Source organism: Kitasatospora sp. NPDC036934, from assembly GCF_055608425.1.
In genome coordinates, this window is record NZ_JBVJQR010000010.1 from 102,412 (window position 1) to 128,949 (window position 26,538).

Consider the following 26,538-nt stretch of genomic DNA (forward strand, 5'->3'; position numbering starts at 1 on the left):
ACCATCGGTCGTATGGTTGCTTAAGGCAACAAATTTTCATGCCCCGCGTACCCCCGCGCTCCACGCCCAGCCCGCCTCGCCGAAGGACCCAGATGACCGTGACCACCGAGGCCTCGATCGGCACCACAGCCGCCGTCGACGACCGACCGATGACCCACCGGCAGGTGATGGAGGCACTGTCCGGCCTGCTGCTCGGCCTGTTCGTGGCCGTGCTCTCCTCGACCGTCGTCTCCAACGCCCTGCCGCACATCCTCACCGACCTGCACGGCGGCCAGTCCGCCTACACCTGGGTCATCACCGCGGCGCTGCTCACCATGACCGCCGCCACCCCGATCTGGGGCAAGCTCTCCGACCTCGTCAGCAAGAAGCTGCTGCTCCAGATAGCCCTGCTGATCTACATCGCCACCTCCGCGCTGGCCGGGCTCTCGCAGAACACCGGCGAACTGATCGCCTGCCGCGCCCTGCAGGGCGTCGGCGCCGGCGGTGTCGTCGCGCTCGGCCAGATCTGCCTGGCCGCGATGGTCCCGCCGCGCGAGCGCGGCCGGTATAGCGGCTACTTCGGCGCGGTCTTCGCCCTCGCCACCATCGGCGGCCCGCTGATCGGCGGCGTCATCGTCGACACCTCCTGGCTCGGCTGGCGCTGGTGCTTCTACGTCGGCATCCCGTTCGCCGTGACCGCGATCCTGGTGGTGCAGCGCACCCTCAAGCTGCCGGTGGTCAAGCGCAAGGTGAAGATCGACTACCTGGGCGCGCTGGTCATCACCGGCGCCGTCAGCCTGCTGATGATCTGGATCACCCTGGCGGGCACCAACTACCCGTGGCTGTCCTGGCAGACCGCGGTGATGGTCGGCGGCGGCCTGCTGCTGGGCGCCCTGGCGATCGTGGTCGAGCGCCGGGCCGCCGAGCCGATCATCCCGCCGGACCTCTTCAAGTACCGCACCGTCACCCTGGCCGCGATCGCCAGCGTGCTGGTCGGCGTCGGGATGTACGGCGCGACCACCTTCCTCAGCCAGTACTTCCAGCTGGCCCGGGACAAGTCGCCGACGACGGCCGGCCTGATGACCCTGCCGATGATCGTCGGCCTGGCGGTCTCCTCCGCCGTGGCCGGCCGGCTGATCACCAAGTACGGCAGGTGGAAGGCCTACCTGGTCACCGGCACCGCGCTGCTCGCCGTCGGCTTCGGCCTGCTCGGCACCGCCCGGGTCGACACCAACTACGGGCTGCTCTCCCTCTACATGGCGCTCACCGGCATCGGCCTCGGCCTGACCAGCCAGAACCTGGTGCTCGCGGTGCAGAACACGGTGCCCCGGCACGAGCTCGGCGCGGCCAGCTCCGTCGTCACCTTCTTCCGCACCATGGGCGGCGCGATGGGCGTCTCCGCGCTGGGCGCGCTGATGACCAACAAGGTCGGCCACTACCTGACCGAGAACCTGGCCGCGGCGCACATCCCGGCCGGGCACGCGGCGGCCGGCGGCGGCATCCCGGACCTCGCGAAGCTGCCCGCCCCGATCCTCCCGCTGGTGACCGACGCCTTCGGCCACGGCGTGGGCACCGTCTTCCTGTGGGCCGCGCCCTTCGCGGCGCTGGCCTTCGTCACCGTGCTGTTCATCCGGGAGACCGCGCTGCGGACCAGCCAGGAGAGCTGACGGCGGCGGGGAAACGCGCAACGGGCCGGGGAGTGTTCGACACTCCCCGGCCCGTTCGGCGTGCTGCGGGTGCCGGCAGGCCCTACGGTGCGGGTGCTGCTACGGCGCGGCGATCAGCACCAGGCCGTAGACCACGGCGCAGGCGCAGAGCGCGAAACAGGCGTACGCGCCGGCCAGCAGGGCGGGCTTGCCGCCGCCGGCCGCCCGGCCGCCCGGCTCACGGGCGCTCAGCGCGGCCTCCCGGCGGGACAGCGCCAGGATGCCGAGGGCGAAGACGGCGACCACGGCGACGGTGACGCCGAAGCTGATGCCGGCGGTCTGGGCCAGGGCGTTCCACTTGATGTGCATGGTGAGTGCTCCTCGGTCTCGGCGCTCAGGCCGCGACCGTGGTCGAGGCGGGGGTGGGGACGGCGTTGGCCGGGGTGGCGGTGGTGACCTCGACGGGGGTGATCTCGGGGACGTCGTTGACGTTGTCCGCGCCCACCGGCTGACGGCGGGAGATCATCCACATCGTGGCCGAACCGGCCACCAGCACCGCGCCGACCAGGGCGACGCCCCAGGTGCCCTGGCGGGCCAGCACGGCCGCCCCGCCGGACACCAGGGCCGCGGCCGGCAGGGTCAGGCCCCAGGTGTAGACCATGCGGCGGACCAGGCTCCAGCGCAGCTCCGGCTTCGGGCCGCCGAGGCCGGCGCCCATGATGCCGCCGGTGCAGACCTGGGTGGTGGAGAGGCCGAAGCCCATGTGCGAGGAGGTCAGGATGACGGTGGAGACGGCCGACTCGGAGGCGAAGCCCTGCAGCGGCTTGATGTCCGCCAGGCCCTTGCCCATCGAGCGGATGATGCGCCAGCCGCCCATGTAGGTGCCGAGCGCGATCGCGGCGCCGGCCGAGACGATCACCCAGGTGGGGGGCAGTGCGCCGTGCGGAAGGGCGCCGACGGAGACCAGGGTCAGGGTGATGATGCCCATCGTCTTCTGGGCGTCATTGGTGCCGTGCGCGAGCGAGATCAGTGAGGAGGAGAAGATCTGCCCGGTCTTGAAGCCCTTGTCGGTGGCGGCGCCGTTGCCCTTGCGGGTGATCGCGTAGGCCAGCTTGGTGGCGCCCCAGGAGGCGAGTCCGGCGACGACGGGGGAGGCGACTGCCGGGATGATGATCTTGGTGATCACGGTGTCGAAGTTGACGCCGTTCATGCCGACGCCGACGATCGTGGCGCCGATCAGGCCGCCGTACAGCGCGTGCGAGGAGCTGGACGGCAGGCCGCGCAGCCAGGTCAGCAGGTTCCACAGGATCGCTCCGGCCAGTGCGGCGAAGATGATCTCGGGGTGGACGCCCGCCTTCTCGTTGACGATGCCGCCGGAGATGGTGGTGGCGACCTTCACGGACAGGAACGCACCCGCGAAGTTGAGCAGGGCCGCGATGGTGACCGCGACCTTGGGGCGAAGGGCGCCGGTGGCGATCGCGGTGGCGGCCGCGTTGGCGGTGTCGTGGAACCCGTTGGTGAAGTCGAAGGCGAGCGCCGTGATGATCACAACGGCCACCAGGAACGAGATGTGTTCCATACCCAAACAATCGTCTTAGTTGTCGCACGGACGTTGATGACGTCGCGACCGTAGGTCCGTCTGGTGAACGGAAGGTGAACTGGATCGGGAATCGTGGTTCCTCCGGTGTCCCGGCGGTGGCCAGGAGCTTTCGGGAGGGTGACCTTGGCCGCGCTGAGCTGGCCCTTAGCCGAGAACGTCCTGGTTCGCCCCCGTTTGATGAGAGCTGTCTCACAGATCAACGGATCAATCGGAAATTAACCTCCTGGTCCGCGTGCGCTCTGTTTCCGCCGAGTAACCCGTGGGAGGATCTCCGGGATCGTCCCCGGGGGAGCCCGTGGACGGCGCCACCGGGGCAGGACAGGGCAAGGGCGGGGAGGACCAACCCATGGGCGGGGCTGCACAGCGCACGGAGACGTCGGGGGCACGCCCCTGGGTACGGGCCGCCCTGAGGTGCGGAGCCGTCCTCGCGGCCGCCGCACTCGCCCTGCCGGTCGCCACCCAGGCCGCCTACGCCTCGCCCGACCCCGGCACCGGCATCACCGTCGCGCCCGGCGCCGACCCGCTCGCCGCCGCCAAGGCCACCCTCGGACCGCTGCTCGACCAGCTCCACGGGCTGTACCAGAGCGCCGAGGCCGCCACCGAGCAGTACAACGGCGCGGTCGCCAAGGTCACCGAGCAGCAGGCCACGCTCACCGACCTCCAGGGCAAGCTCGACCGGCAGCAGAAGCAGGTCGACGCCGGGACGGACATCGCCTCCCAGCTCGCCGCCGCCCAGTACCGCAACGGCGCCACCTCCGCCTACGCCGAACTGCTGCTCTCCAAGGACCCGTACGAGGCCGTCACCATCGCCGAACTGCTCGCCGCGGCCAGCCGCTCGCAGTCCGAGTTCCTGGACAAGCTGAAGGCCGACCGGGACGCCCTCGACGGTCTGAAGAAGCAGACCGAGGACGCCCTCGCGACCTCCCGGACGCTGGTCGCCCAGCAGGACGCGGCCAAGACCAAGGTCGCCGCCGACCTCGCCTCGGTCGAACAGCTGGTCTCCTCGCTGACCGGCGCCCAGCGGACCGAACTCGAACAGCTGGAGAAGGCCCAGGCCGACGAGGCCCAGCTCGCCTTCCTCGCCTCCGGCGCCCTCGGCAAGGGCGAGCGCACCCCCTCGCTGGCCGGCCGCGGCGCCGTCGCCTTCGCCCTCGCCCAGCTGAACAAGCCGTACCTGTGGGGCGGCACCGGCCCCGACTCCTACGACTGCTCCGGCCTCACCTCGCAGGCCTGGCTGCACGCCGGCAAGGCCATCCCGCGCACCAGCCAGGAGCAGTGGGCGCAGCTCCAGCACGTCCCGCTCAACCAGCTGCGGCCCGGCGACCTGGTGGTCTACTTCCAGGACGCCTCGCACGTCGCGATGTACATCGGCGGCGGACTCATCGTCCAGGCCCCGCGGCCCGGCGCCTTCATCAAGGTGTCGCCGATCGGCTCGATGCCGATCCTCGGCGCCGTCCGGCCCGACCCGGACGGCGCGGCGGACGACGCCGGCGGCGCCTGGAAGGTGCCGGACCTGCCCAAGGGCTGGGACTCCGCCACCCCGATCGCGCCCAGCCCGGCCCCGACGACCCCGGCCCCCGCGGCCGGCGGCACCCCGGCGACGCCCGCCCCGGGCGGCACGCCGTCCACCGGCACGCCCACGCCGACCGACCCGGGCACGCCGACCGGGACGCCCACCGCCACCCCGACCCAGACCCCGACGGGCACGCCGACCCAGACGCCGACCGGCACGCCCACTCAGACCCCCACGGGCAGCCCGACCCAGAGCCCGACGCAGACCCCGACCGGTACCGGTACGCCGAGCACCACCGGCTCGTCGAGCGCCGCCGCACCGGGCAGCCCGACGGCCACGCTGCCGCTGGGCGGCCTGCTGCACTGACCCGGCGGCCCAGGCCCTGTCGGGCCAGGACCTAGGAGGCCGCCCAGCGTCCGGTGACGCTGGGCGGCCTCCGTGCCGTCCGGGGGCGGGTCAGCCCGTCGGCGCCGAGTCGGGCTCGAAGCGGACGACGACGGCCTTGGAGGTGGGGGTGTTGCTGATGTCCGCGGTGGAGTCGAGCGGGACCAGGACGTTGGTCTCCGGGTAGTAGGCCGCCGCGCCGCCGCGGGCGACGGGGTAGTGGACGACCCGGAAGTGCGGGGCGCGGCGTTCGGTGCCGTCCGTCCACTCGCTGACCAGGTCGACGTACCGGCCCTCGGCGAGGTCGAGTTCGGCGGCGTCGGCGGGGTTGACCAGGACCACCCGGCGGCCGCCCTTGATGCCGCGGTACCGGTCGTCCAGGCCGTAGATGGTGGTGTTGTACTGGTCGTGGGAGCGCAGGGTCTGCAGCAGCAGGCGGCCCGGCGGGACCTCGGGGGCGGTCAGCGGGTTGACCGTGAAGTTGGCCTTGCCGGTCGCGGTGGGGAAGGTGCGGGTGTCGCGCGGGCCGTGCGGGAGGGTGAAGCCGCCGGGGCGGCGGACCTTCTCGTTGAAGTCCTCGAAGCCCGGCACCACCCGGGCGATCCGGGCGCGCAGGGTGTCGTAGTCGGTCGCGAAGTCCTCCCACGGCACGGTGTCCCGCGGCCCGAGGACGGTACGGGCCAGGCGGCAGACGATCGCCGTCTCGGAGAGCAGGCCGGGCGCGGGCGGGCGCAGTCCGCCGCGGGAGGAGTGGACCTGGCCCATCGAGTCCTCGACGCTGACGAACTGGGCGCCGGCGCCGGTGACGTCCCGGTCGGTGCGCCCGAGGGTGGGCAGGATCAGGGCGCGGGCGCCGGTGACCACGTGCGAGCGGTTGAGCTTGGTGGAGACGTGGACGGTCAGCCGGCAGCGCCGCATCGCCGCCTCGGTGACCTCGGTGTCCGGGGTGGCCGCGACGAAGTTGCCGCCCATCGCGAAGAACACCTTGACCCGGCCGTCCCGCATCGCGCGGATGGTGTCCACCGAGTCGAGGCCGTGCTCGCGCGGCGGCTCGAAGCCGAACTCGTTCTCCAGTGCGTCGAGGAAGGCCTTGCTGGGGCGTTCGAAGATGCCCATGGTGCGGTCGCCCTGGACGTTGCTGTGCCCGCGCACCGGGCAGACCCCGGCGCCGGGGCGGCCGATGTTGCCGCGCAGCAGCAGGAAGTTGACCACCTCGCGGATGGTCGGCACGGCGTGCTTGTGCTGGGTGAGGCCCATCGCCCAGCAGACGATGATCTTCTTCGAGGCCAGCACCAGCCGGCCCAGCTCCTCGATCTGCTCCCAGGGCAGGCCGGTCGCGGCGAGCACCTCGTCGCGCTCGGTCTTCAGTGCCTGCGCCTCGAACTCCTCGTAGCCGTGGCAGTGTTCGGCGACGAAGGCGCGGTCGACGCCGTCCTGCTCCAGCACGATCCGGTTGAGTGCGCGGAACAGCGCGAGGTCCCCGCCGAGGCGGATCTGCAGGAACAGGTCGGTGAGCTTGGTGCCGTGGCCGACCAGGCCGCGCGCGTGCTGGGGGTTCTTGAACCGCTCCAGGCCCGCCTCCGGCAGCGGGTTGACGCTGACGACGGTGGCGCCGGACCGCTTGGCGCGCTCCAGGGCGGAGAGCATCCGGGGGTGGTTGGTGCCCGGGTTCTGGCCGGCCACGATGATCAGGTCGGCCTGGTAGAGGTCCTTGAGGCTGACGCTGCCCTTGCCGACGCCGAGCGTCTCGGTCAGCGCCGAACCGGACGACTCGTGGCACATGTTGGAGCAGTCCGGCAGGTTGTTCGTGCCGAGCCGGCGGGCGAACAGCTGGTACGCGAACGCGGCCTCGTTGCTGGTGCGGCCGGAGGTGTAGAAGGCGGCGCCGTCCGGGGTGTCCAGGGCGCGCAGCTCCTCGGCGATCAGCGCGAAGGCGTCGTCCCAGGAGACCGGGGTGTAGTGGGTGGCGCCCTCGTCCAGCAGCATCGGCTGGGTGAGCCGGCCCTGCTGGCCCAGCCAGTAGCCGGAGCGCTCGGCCAGTTCGGCGACCGGATGGGCGGCGAAGAACTCGGCCCGGATCCGGCGCTCGGTGGCCTCCTCGGCGACGGCCTTGGCGCCGTTCTCGCAGAACTCGGCGGTGTGGGTCCTGTCCGGCTCGGGCCAGGCGCAGCCGGGGCAGTCGAAGCCGTTCGGCTGGTTGACCTTGAGGAGGGTGGCGACGGTGCGGCGGGCGCCCATCTGCTCGGCGGCCATCCGCAGGCTGTGGCCGACGGCGGGCAGGCCGGCGGCCGCGTGCTGGGGCGCGGACACCTCGGGGGCGTCCTGCACCGGGTCGCTCTGCGGGGCCTGCTTGGCCATGACTGCGCTCCTCGGGGCTGTGCTGGTGCGAGCCGGCGCACCGTTGCGGGGGCTCTCCGCCCATCCTTCCACCTGGCCCGTGGCAGGGGGAGGGCCGTCGGTAGAGTCTGGGCGTCACAACGGGAGGGGAGGGGCGCCGTGCGAGTCGGGGACGTTCTGGACGGCCGGTACGAGCTGCGGGAGAAGCTGGGCCAGGGCGGCTTCGGGGTGGTGTGGCGGGCCCAGGACACCCGGATGCGGCGGCCGGTGGCGGTCAAGGTGATCGGGCACCACGGCGGCGACCAGGCGAAGGCCGCGCTGCGGTTCGTCCGGGAGGCCTGCGCGGCCGGCAACCTCTCGCACCCGCACATCGTCACCGTGCACGACCTCGGGCAGAGCGAACTCGCCGACCGGCAGGTCACCTTCCTGGTGATGGAGCTGCTCACCGGCCGCACCCTGACCGAGGTGCTGCGGACGGGCCTGCCCGAGCCCGCGCTCAGCCTGCGCTGGGGGCGGGAGATCTGCGGGGCCCTGGCGGCGGCCCACGACGCGGGCATGGTGCACCGGGACATCAAGCCGGACAACGTGATGATCACCGACGCCGGGCACCTGAAGGTGCTGGACTTCGGGATCGCCCAGCTGGACACCGGCGCCGGCGGACTGACCACCACCGGGACGATCGTCGGCAGCCCCGCGTACATGGCGCCCGAGCGCTGGACCGGCGGCCGGGTGGACGGGCGGGCCGACCTCTACGCGCTGGGCTGCGTGCTGGTCGAACTCTTCACCGGGGCAAGGCCGTTCGGCGGGGACTCGACGCCGGTGCTGATGTACCAGCACCTCAACGAGCCGCCCCCCGCGCTGGACCCGGCGCAGTTCGGGCTGCCGCCGCAGGTGGCCGGGCTGGTCGCGGAGCTGCTGGCCAAGGACCCGCAGCAGCGGCCGGCCGACGCCCGTACGGTCGAGCGGCGGCTCGCCGAGCTGGCCGGGTGGCCGGGCAGCGGGGCGGGGGGCGCGGTGCCGACGGTGGTGGACCGGGGGGCGGCCGTGTCGCCGGCTCCTTCGACGGTCCCGTCGGCGGTTCCCTCGGACTCCGTCGGGTCCGTTCCGGTGGGGCCGGTGGTGCCTCCGCCGCTGCCGCTGCCGCCGTCCGCCCCGTCCGCCCCGTCCACCCCGTCCGCCCCGTCCGCCCCGTCCGCCCCGTCCGCCCCGTCCGCCCCGTCCGCCCCGTCCGCCCCGTCCGCCCCGTCCGCCCTGCCCACGCCTCCCGCCGCGCCGGCGAGGCCCGCGATGCCTCCGGCGCCGCCCGCCGTGCCGCCCGCCGTTCCCGGGGCACCCTCCGTGCTGCCCCCGCTGACCACCCCGCCGGTGGTGGCCCCCGCGCCGGTCGACGACGCCGTCCGGGCCGGGCTGCGCGAGCGCCGGTCGGCCGCCTACCGGGCGGCGACGGCCGGGGAGTCGGCGATCCTGCTGCAGACGATCGCCCAGGAGAGCGTCACCGCACTCGGCGCCGCCGACCGGGACACCCTGGGCGCCTGGCGGGACTTCACCTGGTACCTCAGCCGCGCCGGCGACCTGGACGGTGCGATCCGGCTGCTGTCCAGCGTGGTCGGCGACATGCACGCGGCGCTCGGTCCGGCCGACCCGGACACCCTGGGCGCCCGCTACCACCTGGCCTGGTGCATCGGCGAGAGCGGCTCCTCGGTCACCGCGGTCCGGCTGCTGCACGCACTGCTGCCGGACCTCACCGCGGCCTGGGGCCCGCAGGACAGCCGGGTGCTGAAGGCCCGGCACGACCTCGCCGTCCACCTGGCCAACCGGGGCGACCTGCACGGCGCGACGGCGCACCTGCACGCGCTGCTGCCCGAGCTCGCCCGCTCGCTGGGCGAGCACCACCCGAGCACCGTCCAGGCCTGGCAGGACCTGGCCGGCTACCAGCAGCGCCTCGCCCAGGCCGGCCGCAAGGGCGGCACCCACCGCCGCCGGACGCCGAGGATGAGCCCGGTCGAGGCGCTGGTGCTGGTCCGGCGGCTGCGGGTGTGGGACTTCGCCACCGATCAGGAGGTCGCCGCCTGCGTGGCCGCGCTGGAGCGGGGCATCGGCCTCAAGGGCGTCGCCGACCTGGTCTTCGAGGCGCCGGACCACGTCTCGGACGAGGACCTGGTGGAGGAGATCTTCGGCCCCTGACCGCCCGGGGCGAGCCGATCCGGTCGGCCCCGGCGCGGTTCACCCCACCAGTGCCGCCGTCGGGAGCGCCGCCAGGGCCCGTAGCAGCGCCCGGGCGACGGCGTCGTTCTGCCGGAACCCCGGTGAGTCGGTGCGCGGGCGGGCGAAGGCGGTCGCCGCCCGCAGGCTGGTGTGCGGGCCGAGCGCGGTGCGGCGGGGGTGCGGGGCGCCGCCCAGGGCGGGGTCGATCAGTCGGCCGTCGGCCGGGTCGATGGTGACCAGGCCGGAGCGGTGGGTGTGCTCCCGGTCGCTGACCACCTCCTCCACCACCCGTCCGGCGCGGTGGAGTTCGCCCAGGACCGGGTCGAGGGTGCGGGCCAACGCGTGCTTGGGCAGGTAGGCCTCGACCAGCGCGGTGGCGGTGACGGTGTGGCCGGGCACGGTGGCGCCGGAGGCCCGCCAGGTGCCGGTGGGCTCGTCCCGTTCGACCCGTACGCCCGCGCCGAGGAAGCGCACCACGCCGGCCTCGGAGAGCGCGACCAGCTGGCGCAGCCGGAAGCCGGGCGGGCCGGAGGCGAGGAAGCCGAAGTAGCCGAAGAACCAGCCGTCCACCTCCTCGGCGACCGAGCGGGCGGTGAGCCGGCCGGCCGCCAGCAGCCGGGGGAGCTGGCCGAACAGCGAGAGCAGGGCGAAGAAGGCGCCGAGGTCGGCGCTGTGGGCCGGGTCGGCGCGGCGGTCGGCGTCGGCGGTGACGTACCCGCGCAGCCGGGCCTGGAGTTCCTCGGTGGAGCCGAGTTCGAGGCCGGCCAGCGGGTGGTCGAGCCGTTCGAAGTCGATCCGGTCGGCCGGGTCGGGGACGGCCTCGGCGACCAGCGCGGCGAGTTCGGGGGAGTACCAGTCGTACCGGTCGTAGCGGGCCAGGAACTCCGGCCAGGGCAGGGCGGTGCGCTCCGGGTGGGCGTGGAACAGCTCGTGGTAGTGCCCGAAGCCGATCTCCTTGGCCATCGACGGCCAGACGTCGCGGCGCAGTTCGAGCGGCCGGCCGGAGGCGAGCAGGGCGTCCACGGCGGTCGCGTCGAAGTACCGGGGCAGCGGGGCGGGCGGTCCCTGGAGCCGGTAGTCGGTCTTGGAGTGGTACGGGACGCCGCGCCGGGAGCCCAGGTGCAGCACCGGTTCGCGGCCGGACGGCAGGTAGCGCAGGGCGGCCCCGTCGCCGGTGGGGGCGAAGCGGCCGCCGCGCCCCTCGGTGAGCATCGCGACCAGGTCGACGGAGGCCAGGCCGAGGCCGCGCAGCACCACCTGTTCGCCGGGGGCGATCCGGGCCAGCTCTGCCTCGACGTCGGCGGAGTAGGCGGGCGGGAGGTGGAAGCGGCCGTGCCGGGCGGCGAAGGCGGTGTCGGCGGCGTACCGGGGGTGCGGGGCGGAGTCGAGGTGGCCGAGGGTGAGGGCGACGTGGTCGGCGGTGAGCGTGCCGTCGTCGAGGTGGACGGTCTGCGGTCCGTCGGCCGGTCCGTCGATCCGCCGTACGGTGCCGCGGTGGACGGTGACCGTGACGTGGGCCGGCAGGTCGGCGACGGCTCGGCGGAACACCCAGTCCAGGTAGGCGCTCTGGGCCCGCCGGGTGGGGAAGTCGGTGGCCGTCAGGGCGGCCAGCTCGGCCCGGACGGCCGGGTCGGCGACCTCCCGGTAGGGCGCGAACTCCCGCTGCCGCAGGGCCCATTCGGCCAGTGAGGGGCCGGGCCGGACCGGCCCTTCGATGGTGGCGCGCTCGTCGGTGAACATGGTGACGTCCTCGGCCATCGAGTTCATCCGCAGCAGCGGGGACTGCTCGTGGCGCCAGATCCGGCCCGCGCCGGGCGGGTACGGGTCGACCAGGTGGATCTCCAACGACCGGTCGGCGGGCAGCAGTTCGGCGGTGTTGGCGGCGATCCGCTCCAGCAGCCCGGTGCCGCGCGGCCCGGCGCCGACGATGACCAGGGACGTCATGCCCGGACCGCCTTCCCGAGGGCCACGCGGGCGCGCTGCAGCGGGGTGGGCGGCAGGCCGTCCCGGGTGGCGCCCCGGGCGAAGTGGCGTTCCAAGTAGTACTGGCCGACGGACAGCACGGTGGTGATCACCAGGTACCAGAGGGTGGCGACCATCAGCATCGGGATGACCCGGTAGGACTGCAGGTAGACCAGCTGCACCGAGTAGAGCAGGTCGGAGACGGCCAGCACACTGACGATGCTGGTGCCCTTGAGCGCGCCGATCAGCATGTTCCCGGCGGTCGGCACGATCGAGCGCATCGCCTGCGGCACCACGATCCGGCGCAGCACCCGCCACCGGCCCAGCCCGAGTGCGGCGGCGGCCTCCAACTGGCCTCGGTCGACGGAGAGGATGCCGCCGCGGATCACCTCGGCGGCGTACGCGGTCTCCAGCAGGGTGAGGCCGATGACGGCGGTCAGGGTGGGGCCGATCAGGTTGACGGTCTTCACCGTGACGAACTCGGGGCCGAACGGGATGCCCAGGCCGAGGGTCGGGTAGAGCGCGCCGATGTTGAAGAAGAACAGCAGCTGCACCAGTGGCGGGGTGGAGCGGAAGATCCAGATGTAGGCCCAACCGATGCTTCGCAGTACGGGGTTGGTGGACAGCCGCATGCTGGCCAGGACGGTGCCGAACACGAAGCCGAGGGCGAGGGTGACGGCGGTCAGCCACAGGGTGAGGGCCAGACCGTCGAGCACGGACCGGGCGGTGAACCACTCGGCGACCACCCTCCACTGAAAGGCCCGGTTGCGGATCACCGAGCCGACCGCCATCGCGGCCAGCAGCAGGGCGACGGCGGCGGCGATCCACTGTCCGGGCTTGTGGCGGGCGACGATCCGGGCCTCGGGGGCCCGGGGCGGTGGCGGGCTCCCGGCGAGGGCCGGGGCGGGGGCGGGCAGGACGTCCTGCGGGGTGGCCATGGCGGCGGCTCCTGGGCGGAGTGCGGGCGGGGAGAGGTACGGGGGTGATCACGTACGGGCCCTCGGGAGCCGGCCCGCGTCCCTCAACACGGCCGGCGCAGCGCACTGCACTCCGCGTCGATCGTACGCATGCGCGATCGACGGTTGTCAAGGGTGACAGGGCCGCGACCGGACCGCGACCGGACCGCGATCGGGCTGCGATCCGGCTCGCTTCGGGGCCGCCCGCAACACGCCGGAAACGCGACAGGAGATCGCAACAGTGCGGCAATGATGGATGGTTGACGTACCGCTCGGCCGACTGCTCAACTTGAGGCCATGTACGCCGAGCAGCCCCTGGTCACCCGCGACCACATCGACTTCGGTCGGGTGTGGTCCGCGGCGTGTCGCGGCTGACCCGGCAGCGGGCCGCCCGTCCGGCCCTGATCCCCTTCGGGGAGTCCTCCCTCGGTGTGCCCCGTCGCGGGCCGGGAACCGTCGCCCGTCAGTCGAACTGACGCACCGTCAGGCACACGCTGCCGCCTAGCACTTCACCGCCCTCGCACCGCCCTCGCACCGCGCTCCGGCCGTTCCCTCCCTCCTCGTGCCCCCGCACCCTCCGCGCCCGTTCGCCCCGCCACCGCTCCACCGCCCCTTCGCCCGACGGCCGCGCCCTGCCACGGCCACCTCCGGCCTGCCCGCCCGCAGCCCACCGGACCAGACCCACCCCGAAAGGTTCCGCCATGCCCGTCGAATTCCTCGGCATCGCCGCCACCGGCGACGGTTCGGAGACCAGTCCGCGCACCACCGCCTCCTTCGACCGCGACTACACCCTGCGGCTGGCCCGGGCGCACGAGGACCACGGCTGGGACCGGGTGCTCTTCGCGTACGGCTCCGGCTCCCCGGAGCCCGCCGCCGCGGCGGCCTTCCTCGCCTCGCACCTCGACCAGCTGCAGATCCTGCTCGCCCACCGGCCGAACGTCTCCTACCCGACCTTCGCCGCCAAGACCTTCGCCACCCTCGACCGGATCAGCGACGGCCGGCTGACCGTCCACTTCATCACCGGCGGCACCGACCACGAGCAGCAGCGCGAGGGCGACTTCCTCACCAAGGACCAACGCTACGAGCGAACTCGCGAGTACATCGGCATCGTCAAGAACGCGTGGACCAGCCGGGAGCCCTTCGACCACGAGGGCCCCCACTACCGCTTCAACGACTTCGTCTCCGACGTCTTCCCGGTGCAGCAGCCGCGCCCGGCGGTCTCCTTCGGCGGCTCCTCGGACGCCGCCTACGCGGCCGGCGGCGCGGAGGCCGACATCTACTGCCTGTGGGGCGAGCCGCTGGCCCGCACCGCCGAGCAGATCGAGCGGGTGAAGGAGGCCGCGCGGGCCGCCGGCCGGACGGACCCGCCGCGGATCCAGGTGGCCTTCCGGCCGATCATCGCGCCGACCGAGGAACTGGCCTGGGAGAAGGCGCACCGCACGGTGGCCGCCATCCGGGCCCGCCGGGAGAGCGGCGAGCTCGCGCCGAGGCGCCGTCCGGCGACCGCCCAGCCGGAGGCTGCGACACCTGAGAACACCGGCTCCCAGCGCCTGATCGAGATCGCCGAAGCCGGCGAGCGCTACGACCGGGCACTGTGGACCCCGACCGCCGCGGCCACCGGCGGGGCGGGCAACTCCAACGCGCTGGTCGGCACCCCGGAGACGGTCGCCGAGGCGCTGCTGGACTACTACGACCTCGGCGTGGACATCCTCTCCGCCCGCGGCTACCACCTGCTGGACGACGCGATCGACTTCGGCCGGTACGTCATCCCGATCGTCCGCGAGGAGGTCGCCAAGCGGGACGCCGCCAAGGCCGAGGCCGCGGCGCGCGCCGACCGCGACCGGCACCAGCTGATCGCGGTGCAGGCGTGAGCGGTGCAGGCGTGAGCGGTGCGGTCGTGAGCGAGGTGCCCCCCGAGGTCCCCCGCGAGGAGTTCCGCAAGGTCACCCTGGACGACCCGCTGGTCGGTCCGCTGCTGCGCGAACTCACCCACGAGTACGTCACCCGCTACGGCCCCGGCGCCCACCAGGAGATGGCACGCTACCCGGCCGACGCCTTCGCCGAGCCGCACGGCGCGCTGCTGCTCCTGCTGGCGGGCGGCGAACCGGTGGCCGGCGGCGGGTACCTGCGCCATGACGAGCGGACCGCCGAGGTCAAGCGGATGTGGACGCACTCCGCGCACCGCCGCCGCGGCCTGGCCCGCCGGGTGCTGGCCGAGCTGGAGCGCACGGCCGCGGCCGCCGGCTACCACCGGATGTACCTCACCACCGGCCCGCGCCAGCCCGAGGCCAAGGCCCTGTACCTGGCGGCCGGCTACACCCCGCTGTTCGACGTCACCGCCGACGGGCAGCAGGGGCGGCCCGTTCCCACCGGCCCGCTCCCGTTCGAGAAGCCCCTGCCGGCTCTGTTCCCGACCCACTGAAAGGCCCCCCGTGAGAACCACCACCGTCCGCCGCCGCCTCCTCGCGGCCACCGCCCTGCTGCCGGTCCTGGCGCTGGCCGCGTGCGGCTCGGACCCGAAGATCGTGGGCGGGGCCGGGGCGGGCGGGCCGGCCGCCGCCACCGAGGACGTCGTCTCCGGCCTGGCCAGGTCGGAGGCCGCCGCCGCGCTGCTGCCCGAGGAGGTGCGCAAGTCCGGTGTGGTGAAGTTCGGTTCGTCCGTCGGCGCCCCGCCCAGCGCCTTCTACGCCGACCAGGCGAGCAGGAAACCGGTCGGGGTCGACGTGGACTTCACCGACGCCGTCGCCAAGCTGCTCGGCCTGACCGTGCAGCGCCAGGAGGCCGCCTTCGAGACCATCCTGCCCGCCCTGGACAGCGGCAAGTTCGACGTCGGCACCGGGAACTTCGGGGTCACCGCCGCGCGGCTGAAGACCGTCGACTTCGTCACCTACATCGACGACGGCCAGGGCTTCGCTGTGAAGAAGGACAACACGGCAGTCCAGCCGGTCACCGACCTGATCCAGCTCTGCGGGCTGACCATCGGCACCGGCGCCGGCACCACCTTCGAGACCACGCTCAACAGCAAGAGGGGCGTGTGCGCCGACGCCGGGAGGAAGCCGTACGAGGTCAAGGCGTTCAGCGAGGGCGGCGCCCTGCTCACCGGCCTCCAGCAGGGCCGGGTCGACGTCGAGATGTCCACCATCAACGGGCTGCGCCACCAGGCCGCGCAGGAGGCCGCCGGGGTGCGCTTCCTCAACGAGTTCCACCGGCTGGACGTCGGCTTCGCCTTCAAGAAGGGCTCCCCGCTCGCCCCGGCGTTCCAGGCGGCCGTCAACCAGCTGATCAAGGGCGGGACGTACGAGCGGATCCTCCGCAAGTGGGGGCTCACCGACTCGGCGATCCAGGAGTCGCAGCTCAGCCCGCCCGAACACCCGTGACGCCAGGGCCCGTTGAAGGAGTCGCCCGATGACCCCCGTGACCGTCGACACCCCAGCACCGCCGTCCCCACCCAGACCCGCGACCGGCCCCGGCCTGGACGCCGCCGGACTGGACGGCCTGCGGACCGTCCCCGCCCGGCACCCGTGGCGCTGGGCGGCCGGGATCGCCGCCCTCGTCGTGCTGGCCCAGTTCCTGCACGGCCTGGCCACCAACCCCGGCTGGGACTGGGCCACCTTCCGGCGGTACTTCACCGCCGACACCATCCTCCAGGCGATCGGCCGCACCCTCGAACTCACCGCCTACGGGACGGCGCTGGGCTTCCTGCTCGGCGCCGTGGTGGCGGGGATGCGGCTGTCCCGCAGTGCGGTGCTGCGGACCATCGCCTGGGCGTACGTCTGGGTGTTCCGCTCGATCCCGCTGATCGTCCAGCTGGTGTTCTGGTTCAACCTCTCCTACCTCTACAAGCGGTTCGGCTTCGGCATCCCGTTCGGCCCGACCTTCGGCGAGTTCGAGACGGTCGGCGTGCTCGGCGCGCTCGGCGCCGCCGTGCTCGGCCTCGGGCTGCACCAGGCCGCGTTCGCCGCCGAGATCATCCGCGGCGGCATCATCGCGGTGGACGCCGGCCAGCGCGAGGCCGCCGCCGCGCTCGGCATCCCGCGCCGGCGGCAGGCCTGGCGGATCGTGCTGCCGCAGGCCATGCGGGGCATCCTGCCGGCCGCCGCCAACGAGGTGATCTCGCTGCTCAAGGGCACCTCGGTGGTCTATGTGATGGCCATCGGCGAGCTGTTCTACCAGGCCCAGGTGATCTACGGCCGGACCGGCCGGGTGGTGCCGCTGCTGATGGTCGCCACCGTCTGGTACGTGGTGCTGACCACGGTGCTGTCGATCGGCCAGTACTACGTCGAGCGCTACTTCTCCCGCGGAACCCGGCGCACCCCGCCGCCCACCCCGCCGCAGCGACTGCGGACCTTCCTGCGGAGCCTGCCCGCCCGTACCAGTGCCCGTGCCGCCGTCCGTACCGCCGTCCGAACCCCCGGAGGAACCCCGTGACCGCGCCGACCACGACCGCGCCGACCGAGGCGGCGCCGACCACGACCGCGCCGACCGAGGCCGCGCCTATGGTGCAGGTCCGCGGCCTGCACAAGAGCTTCGGCCGGCTGGAGGTGCTGCGCGGGGTCGACCTGGACGTCCCGGCCGGCTCGGTCACCGTGGTGCTCGGCCCGTCCGGCTCCGGCAAGTCCACCCTGTTGCGGGCGATCAACCACCTGGAGAAGCTCGACCGCGGCCACGTCGCCATCGACGGCGAGCTGATCGGCTACCGGCGCTCCGGCGACCGGCTGTACGAGCTCAAGGAGCGCGAGGTGCTGCGCCAGCGCACCGGCATCGGCTTCGTGTTCCAGAACTTCAACCTCTTCCCGCACCTGACCGTGCTGGAGAACCTGGTCGAGGCGCCGGTCGCCGCGCTGGGCCGGTCCCGGGCCGGGGCCAGGGCGGCGGCGCTGGCCCTGCTGGAGCGGGTCGGGCTCGCCGACAAGGCCGCCACGTACCCCCGGCAGCTGTCCGGCGGCCAGCAGCAGCGGGTGGCGATCGCCCGGGCGCTGGCGCTGGAGCCCAAGGTGCTGCTGTTCGACGAGCCCACCTCGGCGCTCGACCCCGAGCTGGTCGGCGAGGTGCTGGACGTCATCAAGGACCTCGCCCGCAGCGGCACCACGATGATCGTGGTCACCCACGAGATCGGCTTCGCCCGCGAGGTCGCCGACACCGTGGTCTTCATGGACGGCGGCGTGGTGGTCGAGCAGGGCCCGCCCGCCGAGGTCCTGGACCGCCCGCGGCACGAGCGCACCCGGGCCTTCCTGGCCAAGGTCCTGTAGTCGCCCTTCCCTCGGCAAGCCCCCCAACCCGCCTTCACCGAGCAGGAGTTCCGCCATGTCCCTACCCCGTCGCGCCCTCGTGGCCGCCGCCGGCCCGCTCGCCGCCGCCCTCCTGCTGGCCGGCTGCGGCAGCGGCGCGACCGGCGCCTCGGCGGACCTCGCCGGAGCCGAGGGCGGCACCGCGCCCGACGGCACGGTGGTGAACCTCTCGCCCCGGCAGAACCGGGTCGGCACGCCCAAGGTCGACGCGATCGCGGCGCTGGTGCCGGAGGAGATGCGGAAGAGGGGCACCCTGAAGGTCGTCGACTCCATCGGCACCATCCCGCCGCTGGACTTCTACGCCGACGACGACAAGACCGTCATCGGCGTCGAGCCGGACATCGCCTCGCTGATCGGCGACGTGCTCGGCCTCAAGGTCGAGTTCAACCCGGTCTCCTGGGAGAACATCTTCGTCGGCCTGGACAGCGGCAAGTACGACGCGGGCCTGTCCAACATCACCGTCACCGAGGAGCGCAAGGAGAAGTACGACTTCGCCACCTACCGGCTGGACGTCCTCGGCTTCGAGACCAGGAAGGGCAGCGGGATCAAGGTCGGCGGTGCCGAGGACCTGGCCGGCCGGTCCGTCGGCGTCGCCACCGGCACCAACCAGGAGAAGCTGCTGATCTCCTGGAGCGAGGAGAACGTCCGCAACGGCCTCAAGCCGATCGACATCAAGTACTTCTCCGGCACCGAGTACTACCTGGCGCTCTCCTCCGGCCGGATCGACGTCTACACCGGCCCCAACCCCAGCCTGGCCTTCCACGCCGTGCAGACCGGCCGGACCGAGGTGGTCGGCACCTACTCGGGCGGCGGCGCCGACGTCCTCGGCAAGATCGCGGCGACCACCCGCAAGGACAACGGGCTGGTCAAGGCGCTCAACGGCGCGATCGACGAGACGATCAGGAACGGCACGTACGGGCAGGTGCTCAAGCGCTGGGGCCTGGAGAACGAGGCGGTGCGGACCTCCGAGATCAACCCGGTCGGCCTGCCCGAGCCCAAGTCCTGACACCGGGGCCGGCTTCGTTCACCCGTTCGTCCCCGACCGCCGCTATGGTGACCCCGCCGACGGCGAACGCCGTTCGGGGGCGGGCACGTTGGGGGAGGGCATGCACAAGGGAGAGGTGCTCGGCGGACGCTTCCGGCTGGACGAGTGGCTGGGCAAGGGCGGCTTCGGCGTGGTCTGGCGGGCGACCGACACCGTGCTGGACCGGCCGGTCGCGGTCAAGCTGCTGCTGGCCGAGCACGCCGCGGACCGGGAGGCCGTCGGCCGGTTCGTCCGGGAGGCCAAGCTGGCGGGCAACCTGTCCAACCCGCACATCGTCACGGTGCACGACTACGGCCGGGCCATCGATGTCTCCGGGGATCTCCACTACCTGGTGATGGAGCTGGTCCGCGGCCGTCCGCTGTCCGCGGTCCTCAAGGACGGCCTGCCCGACCACGGGCGGGCGCTCGCCTGGATGGCGCAGATCTGCGAGGCGCTGGACGCCGCGCACCGCAGCGGTGTCATCCACCGGGACATCAAGCCGGAGAACGTGATGATCGCGGACAGCGGGGACCGCGCCAAGGTGCTGGACTTCGGCATCGCCCGGCTGCTCACCCAGTCCACCGGCCTCACCTCCACCGGCAGCGTGGTCGGCACCGTCCCCTACCTGGCGCCCGAGTGCTGGTCCGGCGGCACCGTGGACGGCCGGGCCGACCTCTACGCCTTCGGCGTGATGCTGTACGAGGTCAGCACCGGCCGGCGCCCGTTCCGCGCCGACTCGCCGTACGACTACATGCGCAAGCACATGTCCGAGACCCCGCCCCGGGTGCGCGGCAAGGACCCGGCCCTGGCCGAGCTGGTCGCCCAGCTGCTCGCCAAGCGGCCCGCCGACCGGCCCGCCACCGCCGCCGAGGTGCTGGAGCGGCTGAGCGCGATCCGCCCCGGGATGCTGCGTCCGGACGACCCCAGCCCGGAGCAGCTGCGCCGCCGGGCCGACCTGGCCTGGCAGCACGGCGCCGAGGGCCGGCCCGGGGACGCGGTGGACATCCTGGTGCAGCTCGTCCCGGACTTCGCCCGGATCTGCGGGCCGGCCGACCCGCGCACCCTGCGCACCTGCCACGACCTGGCCCTCTGGCTGGCCCGGGACGGCCTCCGGGGCGCCGGCGCCGCGCTGCTGGAGGCGCTTGCCGAGCAGCCCGGCGCCACCCCGGAGGCCCGGGCCGACCTGCGGCGCGACCTCGCCCACTGGCAGCGGGAGGCCGGCCGGCTCGGCCCGGGTCCGGGGCGGGCGCTAGACCTGCGGGTGTTGCTCGGCGGCGGCGCGCAGCGCGGCTGAGGCACCCGTGGCGATCGGGTCGCCGTGCCCGAAGACTGCCGTCTCCACCGGCAGCGCGGCCAGCCGGTGGAAGGAGGCGAGGGCGCGGGCCGGGTCGGTGTGGAACACCCCGGGCCCGGTCCGGCCCTGCACGTTGGACGCCACGTCGCCGGTGAACAGCACCCCGGGCCCGGGCAGGTGCAGCGCGATGCTGCCGTCGGTGTGGCCGGGCACGTGCACCACCACCGCGCCGCCGCCGATGTCCAGCACGTCCCCGTCCTCGACCTCGCGGTGCACCGGGCAGGGCTCGGCCGGCGGGATCGGCGGCAGCCCGTCCCACAGCTGCTGCTCGAAGGGGCTGAGTACGGGCGGCGTCGCCGGCTGCTCGCGCCGGACGACCGGCGCCTCCAGCCGGTGCGCCACCACCTCGGCGCTCCAGCGGCAGGCCAGCTCGGCGGCCGAGCCGGTGTGGTCCTCGTGGTGGTGGGTGAGCACGATCCGGCGTACGGCCGCCGGCTCCAGCCCGATGGTGCGGATGCCCTTCTCGATCCCGTCCGCCGATCCGGCGATGCCGGTGTCGACCAGGGTCAGTCCGTGGTCGTCCCGCCAGAGGTAGGCGGTGCCGAACTCCAGGGTGATCATGTGCAACTCGTCGCGTACCCGGGTGATCTCCATGTCCCGGATCCTGCGCCCCGCGGCGGTCCGGCACACGGACGTTCGCCCTGGGCGTGCAAGGATTCGCCGGCGGATCCTCCGGGTGACGTCGGGCGCCCGGCGGCTGTCAACCGTACGGGCCGCCGATTCGGGGCCCTGCGCCGCTGTGCGATTTGATGGGAATCCGCCCATCGGAACGGTCTGGTCCACCGACCCGGGCCGTTGATATACCTCGTTGCCAGACTCGGGAGCGGTGTCCGCGCCGCCCCCGGTGAGCTGCGACGAAAGGCTGGTGACGGATCGATGAAGCTCCTCCGTGTCGGACCCCCGGGCGCCGAGCGCCCGGTCGTGCTGGGCGAGGACGGCACCGCGTACGACCTCTCCGGGCGGGCCCGCGACCTCGACGGGGCCTTCCTGTCCGGGCTGGACACCGCCGGGCTGGCCCGAGAGGTGGCCGACGGCGTCCTGCCGGTGCTGGACCTGGACGGCCTGCGGGTGGGCGCACCGGTGGCCCGACCGGGCAAGGTGGTCGGCATCGGGCTCAACTACCGCGACCACGCGGCCGAGGCCGGGGCCGCGATCCCGGACGAGCCGGTGATCTTCCTCAAGCCGAGCTCCACCGTGGTCGGCCCGTACGACGAGGTCCTGGTGCCGCGCGGCGGCGAGAAGACCGACTACGAGGCCGAACTGGCGATCGTGATCGGCCGCACCGCCCGCTACCTGGACTCGCACGCCGAGGCGGCCGGGGTGATCGCCGGCTACACGATCGCCAACGACGTCACCGAACGGGCCTTCCAGTTCGAGCGCGGCGGCCAGTGGGACAAGGGCAAGTCGGCGGAGACCTTCACCCCGCTCGGGCCCTGGCTGGTCACCGCCGACGAGGTCGCCGACCCGCAGTCCCTGGCACTGCGGCTGTGGGTCAACGGCGAGCGGCGACAGCACGGCAACACCGCCGAGATGATCTTTCCGGTGCTCGAACTCGTTCGCTACGCAAGCCGGTTCATGGTGCTGGAGCCCGGCGACGTGATCGTCACCGGCACTCCGGCCGGGGTCACCCTGGGCCACCCTGGCAAGCCGTTCCTCGCCCCGGGGGACGTTGTCGAGATCGAGATCGACGGCCTCGGCCGCCAGCGCCAGGTGCTCGGCAAGGCCTGACCGCCGCGCCGCGCCGCCCCGACCCTTGGCACGGGGGTCGGGAGGCCGTCAGTCCCCGTCCGGGGAAGCGCCCCCCAGCACCGCCCGCAGCCGCTCGGCCCGCTCCGCCCGCGGCCCCTCCAGCGCGAGCAGCCCCGCCAGCACCTCCGCCGTCTGCGGATCGTGCAGCGCCGTGGCCGCCGCCATCGCCGTGAACTGGTCCACCAGCCAGTCCCGCAGCCCGTCCACCGGCAGCGCGCGCCCCTCGTCCAGCCAGCTCAGCGAGGCGCCCTCGACCACCGCGATCCACGAGCGCACCAGCAGGGTCAACCGCGGGCCGGCCTCCCGCACGCCCAGGTGCCGCAGGGTCCGCTTGAGCGCCGCCCGCCGGACGTCGTCCACGATCGCCGAGGTGCGGGCCGTCTCCACCACCGAACCGCCGCGCAGCAGCGCCGAGTAGCCGGCGTCGTGCTCGGCCACGAAGGCGAAGTAGCCGTCCAGCGCGGAGGCCAGCTGCTCGGACGGCGTCCCGGTCGGCGGGACGGCGAAGCGGGCGGTCAGCTCGTCCGCCGCGGTGCGCAGCGCGGCCTCGTACAACTGCTGCTTGCCGCCCGCGAAGTAGCGGTAGACCAGCGGCCGGGAGGCGCCGGCGGCCTCGGCCACGTCGTCCAGCCCGACCTCCTCGGGCGGCCGGGAGGCGAACAGCTCCAGGGCGACCGCGATCAGCTGCTCGCGCCGCTGTTCGACCGGCAGCCGCCGGTAGCCGGAGCGGCGCGGACGCGGTTCGGGGGCGGCCTGGGCGGGCACCGGCCCGGTTGCCGTGGTGGGGCGGGCTTCCATGGTCGTCAGCGTAATGGGCGTCGGACGGATCGGGACCTGTCGCGCACCGGATCTCTCCGAACGGGTGTTCAGGTCCTGTGTCGGGCGCCGGAACCGGACCGCGGCCGGTCGACGGACCGCTCAAAGGGGCTTGCAATCGGCCCGGGCCCCGCGATGATGTCCGAATGGTTGAAGAACTGATCACCACCGGCGGGGACACCCCCCGCCGCATCGCCGACGGTTACGTCCAGGCCCTGGCCGACCTCGATCCGCTGACCGCGGTGTACCTCGGCCTCAACCCGGAGGACGACCGGCTGCCCGACCTGTCCCCGGCCGGGGCCGAGGCCATCGCCGACCTCGCCCGCCGCACCCTGGCCCGGCTGGACGAGGCCGAGCGGTCCGGCGCCGCCGACGACGAGGCGGAGCGCCGCTGCGCCCGCCTGCTGCGCGAGCGGCTGACCGCCGAACTCGCCGTGCACGACGCGGGGGAGGACTACCGCGCGGTGCGCAACCTGGGCTCCCCGGTGCACAACACGCGGGAGGCCTTCACGCTGATGGCCACCGACACCGAGGCCGACTGGCAGCTGATCGGCCGCCGGCTGGCCCGTTTCCCGCTGGCGCTGGAGCAGTACCGGCGGACGCTGGCCGAGGGCGTCGAGCGCGGGCTGCTGTCCGGCCCGCGCCAGGTGGAGACGGTGGTCGGGCAGTTCGGCGAGTGGCTGTCCGGTGAGGTGGCCGGCGGCTGGTTCGGCGAGTTCGTCCAGGCCGCGCCGGAGAGCGTGCGGGCCGAGCTGACCGGCCACGCGGTCGCCGCCGCCGACGCGCTGGCCGCACTGCGCGACTGGCTGCGCGACGTGTACGGCCCGGCCGCGGCGGACACCCCGGACACCACGGGCCGGGAGCGCTACGCCCGCTGGGTGCGCTACTGGACGGGTGCCGACCTGGACCTGGACGAGGCCTACGCCTGGGCCTGGAGCGAGTTCCACGACCTGCTCGCGCAGATGGAGGCCGAGGCCGAGAAGGTCCGCCCGGGCGTCGGCCCGATGGCGGCGATGAAGTGGCTGGAGACGGACGGCCCGTCGATCGAGGGCGCCGAGGCGGCCCGGGAGTACCTCCAGGGCCTGATGGACCAGGCCATCCGGGACCTCCAGGGCACCCACTTCGACCTGGCCGAGCCGGTCACCCGGGTCGAGTCGCGGATCGCCCCGCCCGGCAGCGCCGCCGCGCCTTACTACACCCAGCCGGCGCTGGACTTCAGCCGCCCGGGGCGGACCTGGCTGCCGGTGCTCGGCGAGGAGCGCTTCCCGGTCTGGGACCTGGTGTCGACCTGGTACCACGAGGGCGTCCCCGGCCACCACCTGCAGCTCGCGCAGTGGGTGTACGTCGCGGACCGGCTCTCCAACTACCAGGTGAGCCTCGGCGGGGTGAGCGCCAACATGGAGGGCTGGGCGCTGTACGCCGAGCGTCTGATGGACGAGCTCGGCTACCTCACCGACCCGGGCCACCGGCTGGGCTTCCTGAACGCCCAGATGATGCGGGCGCTGCGGGTCATCGTCGACATCGGCATGCACGTCGGCCTGGACTTCCCGGCGGACTCCCCGTACCGGCCGGGCGAGCCGGTGAGCCCGGAGCACGCGCGGGAGTTCTTCGGCCGCTACTGCGGGCTGTCCGCCGACTTCCTGGACAGCGAGCTGGTCCGCTACCTGGGCATGCCCGGCCAGGCGATCGGCTACAAGCTGGGCGAGCGGGCCTGGCTGCGCGGCCGGGCGGCGGCGCGGGCGGCGCACGAGGCGCGCGGCGAGGAGTTCGACCTCAAGGCCTGGCACATGGCGGCGCTCTCGCAGGGCTCGCTGGGGCTGGACGACCTGGTCGCGGAGCTGTCCGCGCTCTAGGAGCCCGTCCGGCGGACGTGGTGGGGATCAGGGCCCCGGGACTCGGTCAGGAGTCCCGGGGCCCTGGTCCTTTTGTCGGAGAAAGGTCGATTTGTACAGGTTTTTCCTTGCGCTTCCCCGGAGCCGGGGTTTGGCTGGAAGGCGACTGCGTGACCTCTCCGTACCCCCTCCGGAAGGCTCGACCAGTGTCTGCTCAAGCCGTCACCGGTCATGAGGAAGCGGACAGCCGCCGCTGGTGGGCGCTGGCGATCATCGCCATCGCCCAGCTCATGATCGTCCTGGACATCACCATCGTGAACATCGCCCTGCCGTCGGCCCAGCGGGACCTGGGCATCTCCGACGCGGACCGGCAGTGGGTCATCACCGCCTACACCCTCGCCTTCGGCGGGCTGCTGCTGCTCGGCGGACGGCTGGGCGACCTCTTCGGCCGCAAGCGCGTCTTCATCATCGGCCTGCTGGGCTTCGCCCTCGCCTCCGCCCTCGGCGGCGCGTCGGTCAGCCCCGCCATGCTCTTCGGCGCCCGTGCCCTCCAGGGCGCGTTCGGCGCCCTGCTCGCCCCGTCCGCGCTGGGGCTGCTCTCCACCACCTTCTCGAACCCGAAGGAACGCAGTACGGCCTTCGGCATCTTCGGCGCGATCGCCGGTGGCGGCGCCGCGATCGGCTTCATCGCCGGCGGTCTGCTGACCGAGTACCTGGACTGGCGCTGGTGCCTGTTCGTGAACACCCCGATCGCCGTGGTCACCGCCTTCGCGGCGTTCCGGGTGCTCAACCGCGACCACGTCGCGAAGGGGCGCCGGATCAAGCTCGACCTGCCCGGGGCGCTGCTCGGCTGCGGCGGCCTGCTGGCCATCGTGTTCGGCACCTCCGAGGCCGTCACCCGGGGCTGGAGCGACGCCCTGGTGATCGGCTCGCTGCTGCTGGGCGTGGCGCTGCTCGCGGTGTTCGTCCTGGTCGAGAAGCGCTCCGCGCACCCGCTGCTGCCGATCCACATCGTGGCCGAGCGCAACCGCGGCGGCGGCGCGCTCTCGGTGGGCCTGGCCATGGTCGGCATGTTCGGCCTGTTCCTGTTCCTGACCTACTACCTGCAGGCGATCAAGCACTTCTCGCCGGTGGTCTCGGGCATCTCCTTCCTGCCCATGACGGCCGCCATCATCCTGAGTTCGACCGGTGTCGCGGCGCGACTGATGACCAGGGTGCCGTCCCGGGCCCTGATCACCCCCGGGCTGCTGCTGGCCGCGGGCGGCATGGCCTGGCTGACCCAGATGAAGGTGGACAGCCCGTGGGCCGCCATGGTGCTGCCCTCGGTGCTGCTGATCGGCTTCGGCATGGGCCTGGTGTTCATGCCGGCGATGAGCCTGGCCACCCTCGGGGTCGCCCCGAACGAGGCCGGCGCGGCCTCGGCCACCATCAACTCGGCCCAGCAGGTGGGTGGTTCGCTCGGTACGGCGCTGCTGAACACGATCGCCGCCAGCGCCACGGCGACCTGGCTGTCCACCCGGATCGGGAGTGGTCCACTGGTGCGGGCCCAGGGTGCGGTGCACGGCTACGTGGTCGCGACCTGGGTGGCGATGGGCGTACTGCTGCTGGCCGCGCTGGTCGCCTTCCTGATGATCGACCACCGTCCGGCGCCCGGCGAGGGGACCGCCGTCCCGGGTGCGGTGGAGGTGCCCGTCGCGGTACCGACCGCCGTGGACGGGTCCCCGGTGGACGGAACGGGCGTGGACGGAGCCGTCGTGGACGGTCGGCCGAGCCCCAGGGCCGCGGCCATCGCCGATGTGCGGGCCAACGTGCGGCCAGGGATCCGCACGCAGAAGGGCGCGGAACGGCCGCCGGCCGACTGACGGGAGCAGCCGACTGAATTTTGCAGCAAGG

The 26,538-nt window shown here is 73.4% G+C and carries 20 protein-coding genes; 13 read left to right on the forward strand and 7 right to left on the reverse strand.

Annotated features, from left to right (window positions below; genetic code table 11):
• Nucleotides 1–149 precede the first annotated feature (149 nt).
• Nucleotides 150–1,646 (forward strand): MDR family MFS transporter, encoded by a 1,497-nt coding sequence (locus ACZ7BZ_RS17270; protein ID WP_470359144.1) that lies wholly within the window; start codon nucleotides 150–152, stop codon nucleotides 1,644–1,646.
• Nucleotides 1,647–1,745: 99 nt separating this feature from the next.
• On the opposite strand, the gene ACZ7BZ_RS17275 is transcribed toward ACZ7BZ_RS17270, so the two are convergent.
• Both ACZ7BZ_RS17275 and ACZ7BZ_RS17280 read right to left on the reverse strand, forming a co-directional pair.
• Nucleotides 1,746–1,994, reverse strand: coding sequence for a hypothetical protein (locus tag ACZ7BZ_RS17275; protein ID WP_470359043.1), 249 nt, complete (start codon nucleotides 1,992–1,994; stop codon nucleotides 1,746–1,748).
• Nucleotides 1,995–2,019: 25 nt separating this feature from the next.
• A complete protein-coding gene (locus tag ACZ7BZ_RS17280) occupies nucleotides 2,020–3,204 on the reverse strand; it encodes an inorganic phosphate transporter (RefSeq protein ID WP_470359044.1) in 1,185 nt (394 codons plus the stop codon).
• Nucleotides 3,205–3,571: 367 nt separating this feature from the next.
• Between ACZ7BZ_RS17280 and ACZ7BZ_RS17285 the strand changes: the two genes are divergently transcribed.
• Nucleotides 3,572–5,104 carry an NlpC/P60 family protein gene (locus ACZ7BZ_RS17285; protein WP_470359045.1) on the forward strand — a complete coding sequence of 511 codons (1,533 nt, stop codon included), beginning with the start codon at nucleotides 3,572–3,574 and terminating at the stop codon, nucleotides 5,102–5,104.
• A 90-nt stretch (nucleotides 5,105–5,194) separates the two neighbouring features.
• Here the strand turns inward: ACZ7BZ_RS17285 and ACZ7BZ_RS17290 are convergent, their stop codons facing one another.
• The gene (locus ACZ7BZ_RS17290) at nucleotides 5,195–7,480 is read right to left on the reverse strand and encodes an FdhF/YdeP family oxidoreductase (protein WP_470359046.1); all 2,286 of its coding nucleotides are present in this window, start codon (nucleotides 7,478–7,480) and stop codon (nucleotides 5,195–5,197) included.
• A gap of 138 nt (nucleotides 7,481–7,618) precedes the next feature.
• On the opposite strand from ACZ7BZ_RS17290, the gene ACZ7BZ_RS17295 reads away from it, so the two are divergent.
• The gene (locus ACZ7BZ_RS17295; RefSeq protein WP_470359047.1) at nucleotides 7,619–9,643 is read left to right on the forward strand and encodes a serine/threonine-protein kinase; all 2,025 of its coding nucleotides are present in this window, start codon (nucleotides 7,619–7,621) and stop codon (nucleotides 9,641–9,643) included.
• A gap of 39 nt (nucleotides 9,644–9,682) precedes the next feature.
• Here the strand turns inward: ACZ7BZ_RS17295 and ACZ7BZ_RS17300 are convergent, their stop codons facing one another.
• Together ACZ7BZ_RS17300 and ACZ7BZ_RS17305 are read right to left on the reverse strand one after the other, a co-directional pair.
• Nucleotides 9,683–11,608: an FAD/NAD(P)-binding protein gene (locus tag ACZ7BZ_RS17300; RefSeq protein ID WP_470359048.1), complete on the reverse strand. Its 1,926-nt coding sequence runs from the start codon at nucleotides 11,606–11,608 to the stop codon at nucleotides 9,683–9,685.
• Complete coding sequence (locus tag ACZ7BZ_RS17305) at nucleotides 11,605–12,564, reverse strand: amino acid ABC transporter permease (RefSeq protein WP_470359049.1); 960 nt, start codon at nucleotides 12,562–12,564, stop codon at nucleotides 11,605–11,607. Before ACZ7BZ_RS17305 ends, ACZ7BZ_RS17300 begins: the two co-directional genes overlap by 4 nt.
• A 719-nt stretch (nucleotides 12,565–13,283) precedes the next feature.
• On the opposite strand from ACZ7BZ_RS17305, the gene ACZ7BZ_RS17310 reads away from it, so the two are divergent.
• The 7 genes from ACZ7BZ_RS17310 (at nucleotide 13,284) to ACZ7BZ_RS17340 (ending at nucleotide 20,188) form a co-directional block, all read left to right on the forward strand.
• Nucleotides 13,284–14,453: an LLM class flavin-dependent oxidoreductase gene (locus ACZ7BZ_RS17310; RefSeq protein ID WP_470359050.1), complete on the forward strand. Its 1,170-nt coding sequence runs from the start codon at nucleotides 13,284–13,286 to the stop codon at nucleotides 14,451–14,453.
• A 26-nt stretch (nucleotides 14,454–14,479) separates the two neighbouring features.
• The gene (locus ACZ7BZ_RS17315; protein WP_470359051.1) at nucleotides 14,480–15,004 is read left to right on the forward strand and encodes a GNAT family N-acetyltransferase; all 525 of its coding nucleotides are present in this window, start codon (nucleotides 14,480–14,482) and stop codon (nucleotides 15,002–15,004) included.
• 10 nt (nucleotides 15,005–15,014) lie between these two features.
• Nucleotides 15,015–15,959 carry an ABC transporter substrate-binding protein gene (locus ACZ7BZ_RS17320; protein WP_470359052.1) on the forward strand — a complete coding sequence of 315 codons (945 nt, stop codon included), beginning with the start codon at nucleotides 15,015–15,017 and terminating at the stop codon, nucleotides 15,957–15,959.
• Nucleotides 15,960–15,987: 28 nt separating this feature from the next.
• Nucleotides 15,988–17,010: an amino acid ABC transporter permease gene (locus tag ACZ7BZ_RS17325; RefSeq protein WP_470359053.1), complete on the forward strand. Its 1,023-nt coding sequence runs from the start codon at nucleotides 15,988–15,990 to the stop codon at nucleotides 17,008–17,010.
• A 68-nt stretch (nucleotides 17,011–17,078) separates the two neighbouring features.
• Nucleotides 17,079–17,831, forward strand: a complete 753-nt coding sequence (locus ACZ7BZ_RS17330) for an amino acid ABC transporter ATP-binding protein (protein ID WP_470359145.1) — start codon at nucleotides 17,079–17,081, stop codon at nucleotides 17,829–17,831.
• A gap of 55 nt (nucleotides 17,832–17,886) precedes the next feature.
• Nucleotides 17,887–18,876, forward strand: a complete 990-nt coding sequence (locus ACZ7BZ_RS17335; protein ID WP_470359054.1) for an ABC transporter substrate-binding protein — start codon at nucleotides 17,887–17,889, stop codon at nucleotides 18,874–18,876.
• A 100-nt stretch (nucleotides 18,877–18,976) separates the two neighbouring features.
• Complete coding sequence (locus tag ACZ7BZ_RS17340) at nucleotides 18,977–20,188, forward strand: serine/threonine-protein kinase (RefSeq protein WP_470359055.1); 1,212 nt, start codon at nucleotides 18,977–18,979, stop codon at nucleotides 20,186–20,188.
• Here ACZ7BZ_RS17340 and ACZ7BZ_RS17345 read toward each other — a convergent pair.
• Nucleotides 20,144–20,842: an MBL fold metallo-hydrolase gene (locus ACZ7BZ_RS17345; RefSeq protein WP_470359056.1), complete on the reverse strand. Its 699-nt coding sequence runs from the start codon at nucleotides 20,840–20,842 to the stop codon at nucleotides 20,144–20,146. The genes ACZ7BZ_RS17340 and ACZ7BZ_RS17345 overlap by 45 nt on opposite strands.
• Nucleotides 20,843–21,124: 282 nt before the next feature.
• Here ACZ7BZ_RS17345 and ACZ7BZ_RS17350 point away from each other — a divergent pair, with 282 nt between their 5' ends.
• Complete coding sequence (locus tag ACZ7BZ_RS17350) at nucleotides 21,125–21,976, forward strand: fumarylacetoacetate hydrolase family protein (RefSeq protein WP_470359057.1); 852 nt, start codon at nucleotides 21,125–21,127, stop codon at nucleotides 21,974–21,976.
• Nucleotides 21,977–22,024: 48 nt separating this feature from the next.
• Here the strand turns inward: ACZ7BZ_RS17350 and ACZ7BZ_RS17355 are convergent, their stop codons facing one another.
• Nucleotides 22,025–22,795, reverse strand: coding sequence for a TetR/AcrR family transcriptional regulator (locus ACZ7BZ_RS17355; RefSeq protein WP_380452869.1), 771 nt, complete (start codon nucleotides 22,793–22,795; stop codon nucleotides 22,025–22,027).
• Nucleotides 22,796–22,959: 164 nt separating this feature from the next.
• Here ACZ7BZ_RS17355 and ACZ7BZ_RS17360 point away from each other — a divergent pair, with 164 nt between their 5' ends.
• Nucleotides 22,960–24,666: a DUF885 domain-containing protein gene (locus ACZ7BZ_RS17360; RefSeq protein WP_380452870.1), complete on the forward strand. Its 1,707-nt coding sequence runs from the start codon at nucleotides 22,960–22,962 to the stop codon at nucleotides 24,664–24,666.
• A gap of 185 nt (nucleotides 24,667–24,851) precedes the next feature.
• Nucleotides 24,852–26,507: an MFS transporter gene (locus ACZ7BZ_RS17365; RefSeq protein ID WP_470359058.1), complete on the forward strand. Its 1,656-nt coding sequence runs from the start codon at nucleotides 24,852–24,854 to the stop codon at nucleotides 26,505–26,507.
• Nucleotides 26,508–26,538 lie beyond the last annotated feature (31 nt).

Coding starts and splice junctions, on each gene's coding strand:
- ACZ7BZ_RS17335 (WP_470359054.1), top strand. CDS start 17,887: ATGTCCCTACCCCGTCGCGCCCTCGTGGCCGCCGCCGGCCCGCTCGCC.
- ACZ7BZ_RS17290 (WP_470359046.1), bottom strand. CDS start 7,480: ATGGCCAAGCAGGCCCCGCAGAGCGACCCGGTGCAGGACGCCCCCGAG.
- ACZ7BZ_RS17355 (WP_380452869.1), bottom strand. CDS start 22,795: ATGGAAGCCCGCCCCACCACGGCAACCGGGCCGGTGCCCGCCCAGGCC.
- ACZ7BZ_RS17325 (WP_470359053.1), top strand. CDS start 15,988: ATGACCCCCGTGACCGTCGACACCCCAGCACCGCCGTCCCCACCCAGA.
- ACZ7BZ_RS17300 (WP_470359048.1), bottom strand. CDS start 11,608: ATGACGTCCCTGGTCATCGTCGGCGCCGGGCCGCGCGGCACCGGGCTG.
- ACZ7BZ_RS17305 (WP_470359049.1), bottom strand. CDS start 12,564: ATGGCCACCCCGCAGGACGTCCTGCCCGCCCCCGCCCCGGCCCTCGCC.
- ACZ7BZ_RS17360 (WP_380452870.1), top strand. CDS start 22,960: ATGGTTGAAGAACTGATCACCACCGGCGGGGACACCCCCCGCCGCATC.
- ACZ7BZ_RS17270 (WP_470359144.1), top strand. CDS start 150: ATGACCCACCGGCAGGTGATGGAGGCACTGTCCGGCCTGCTGCTCGGC.
- ACZ7BZ_RS17275 (WP_470359043.1), bottom strand. CDS start 1,994: ATGCACATCAAGTGGAACGCCCTGGCCCAGACCGCCGGCATCAGCTTC.
- ACZ7BZ_RS17350 (WP_470359057.1), top strand. CDS start 21,125: ATGAAGCTCCTCCGTGTCGGACCCCCGGGCGCCGAGCGCCCGGTCGTG.
- ACZ7BZ_RS17345 (WP_470359056.1), bottom strand. CDS start 20,842: ATGGAGATCACCCGGGTACGCGACGAGTTGCACATGATCACCCTGGAG.
- ACZ7BZ_RS17330 (WP_470359145.1), top strand. CDS start 17,079: ATGGTGCAGGTCCGCGGCCTGCACAAGAGCTTCGGCCGGCTGGAGGTG.
- ACZ7BZ_RS17310 (WP_470359050.1), top strand. CDS start 13,284: ATGCCCGTCGAATTCCTCGGCATCGCCGCCACCGGCGACGGTTCGGAG.
- ACZ7BZ_RS17340 (WP_470359055.1), top strand. CDS start 18,977: ATGCACAAGGGAGAGGTGCTCGGCGGACGCTTCCGGCTGGACGAGTGG.
- ACZ7BZ_RS17280 (WP_470359044.1), bottom strand. CDS start 3,204: ATGGAACACATCTCGTTCCTGGTGGCCGTTGTGATCATCACGGCGCTC.
- ACZ7BZ_RS17285 (WP_470359045.1), top strand. CDS start 3,572: ATGGGCGGGGCTGCACAGCGCACGGAGACGTCGGGGGCACGCCCCTGG.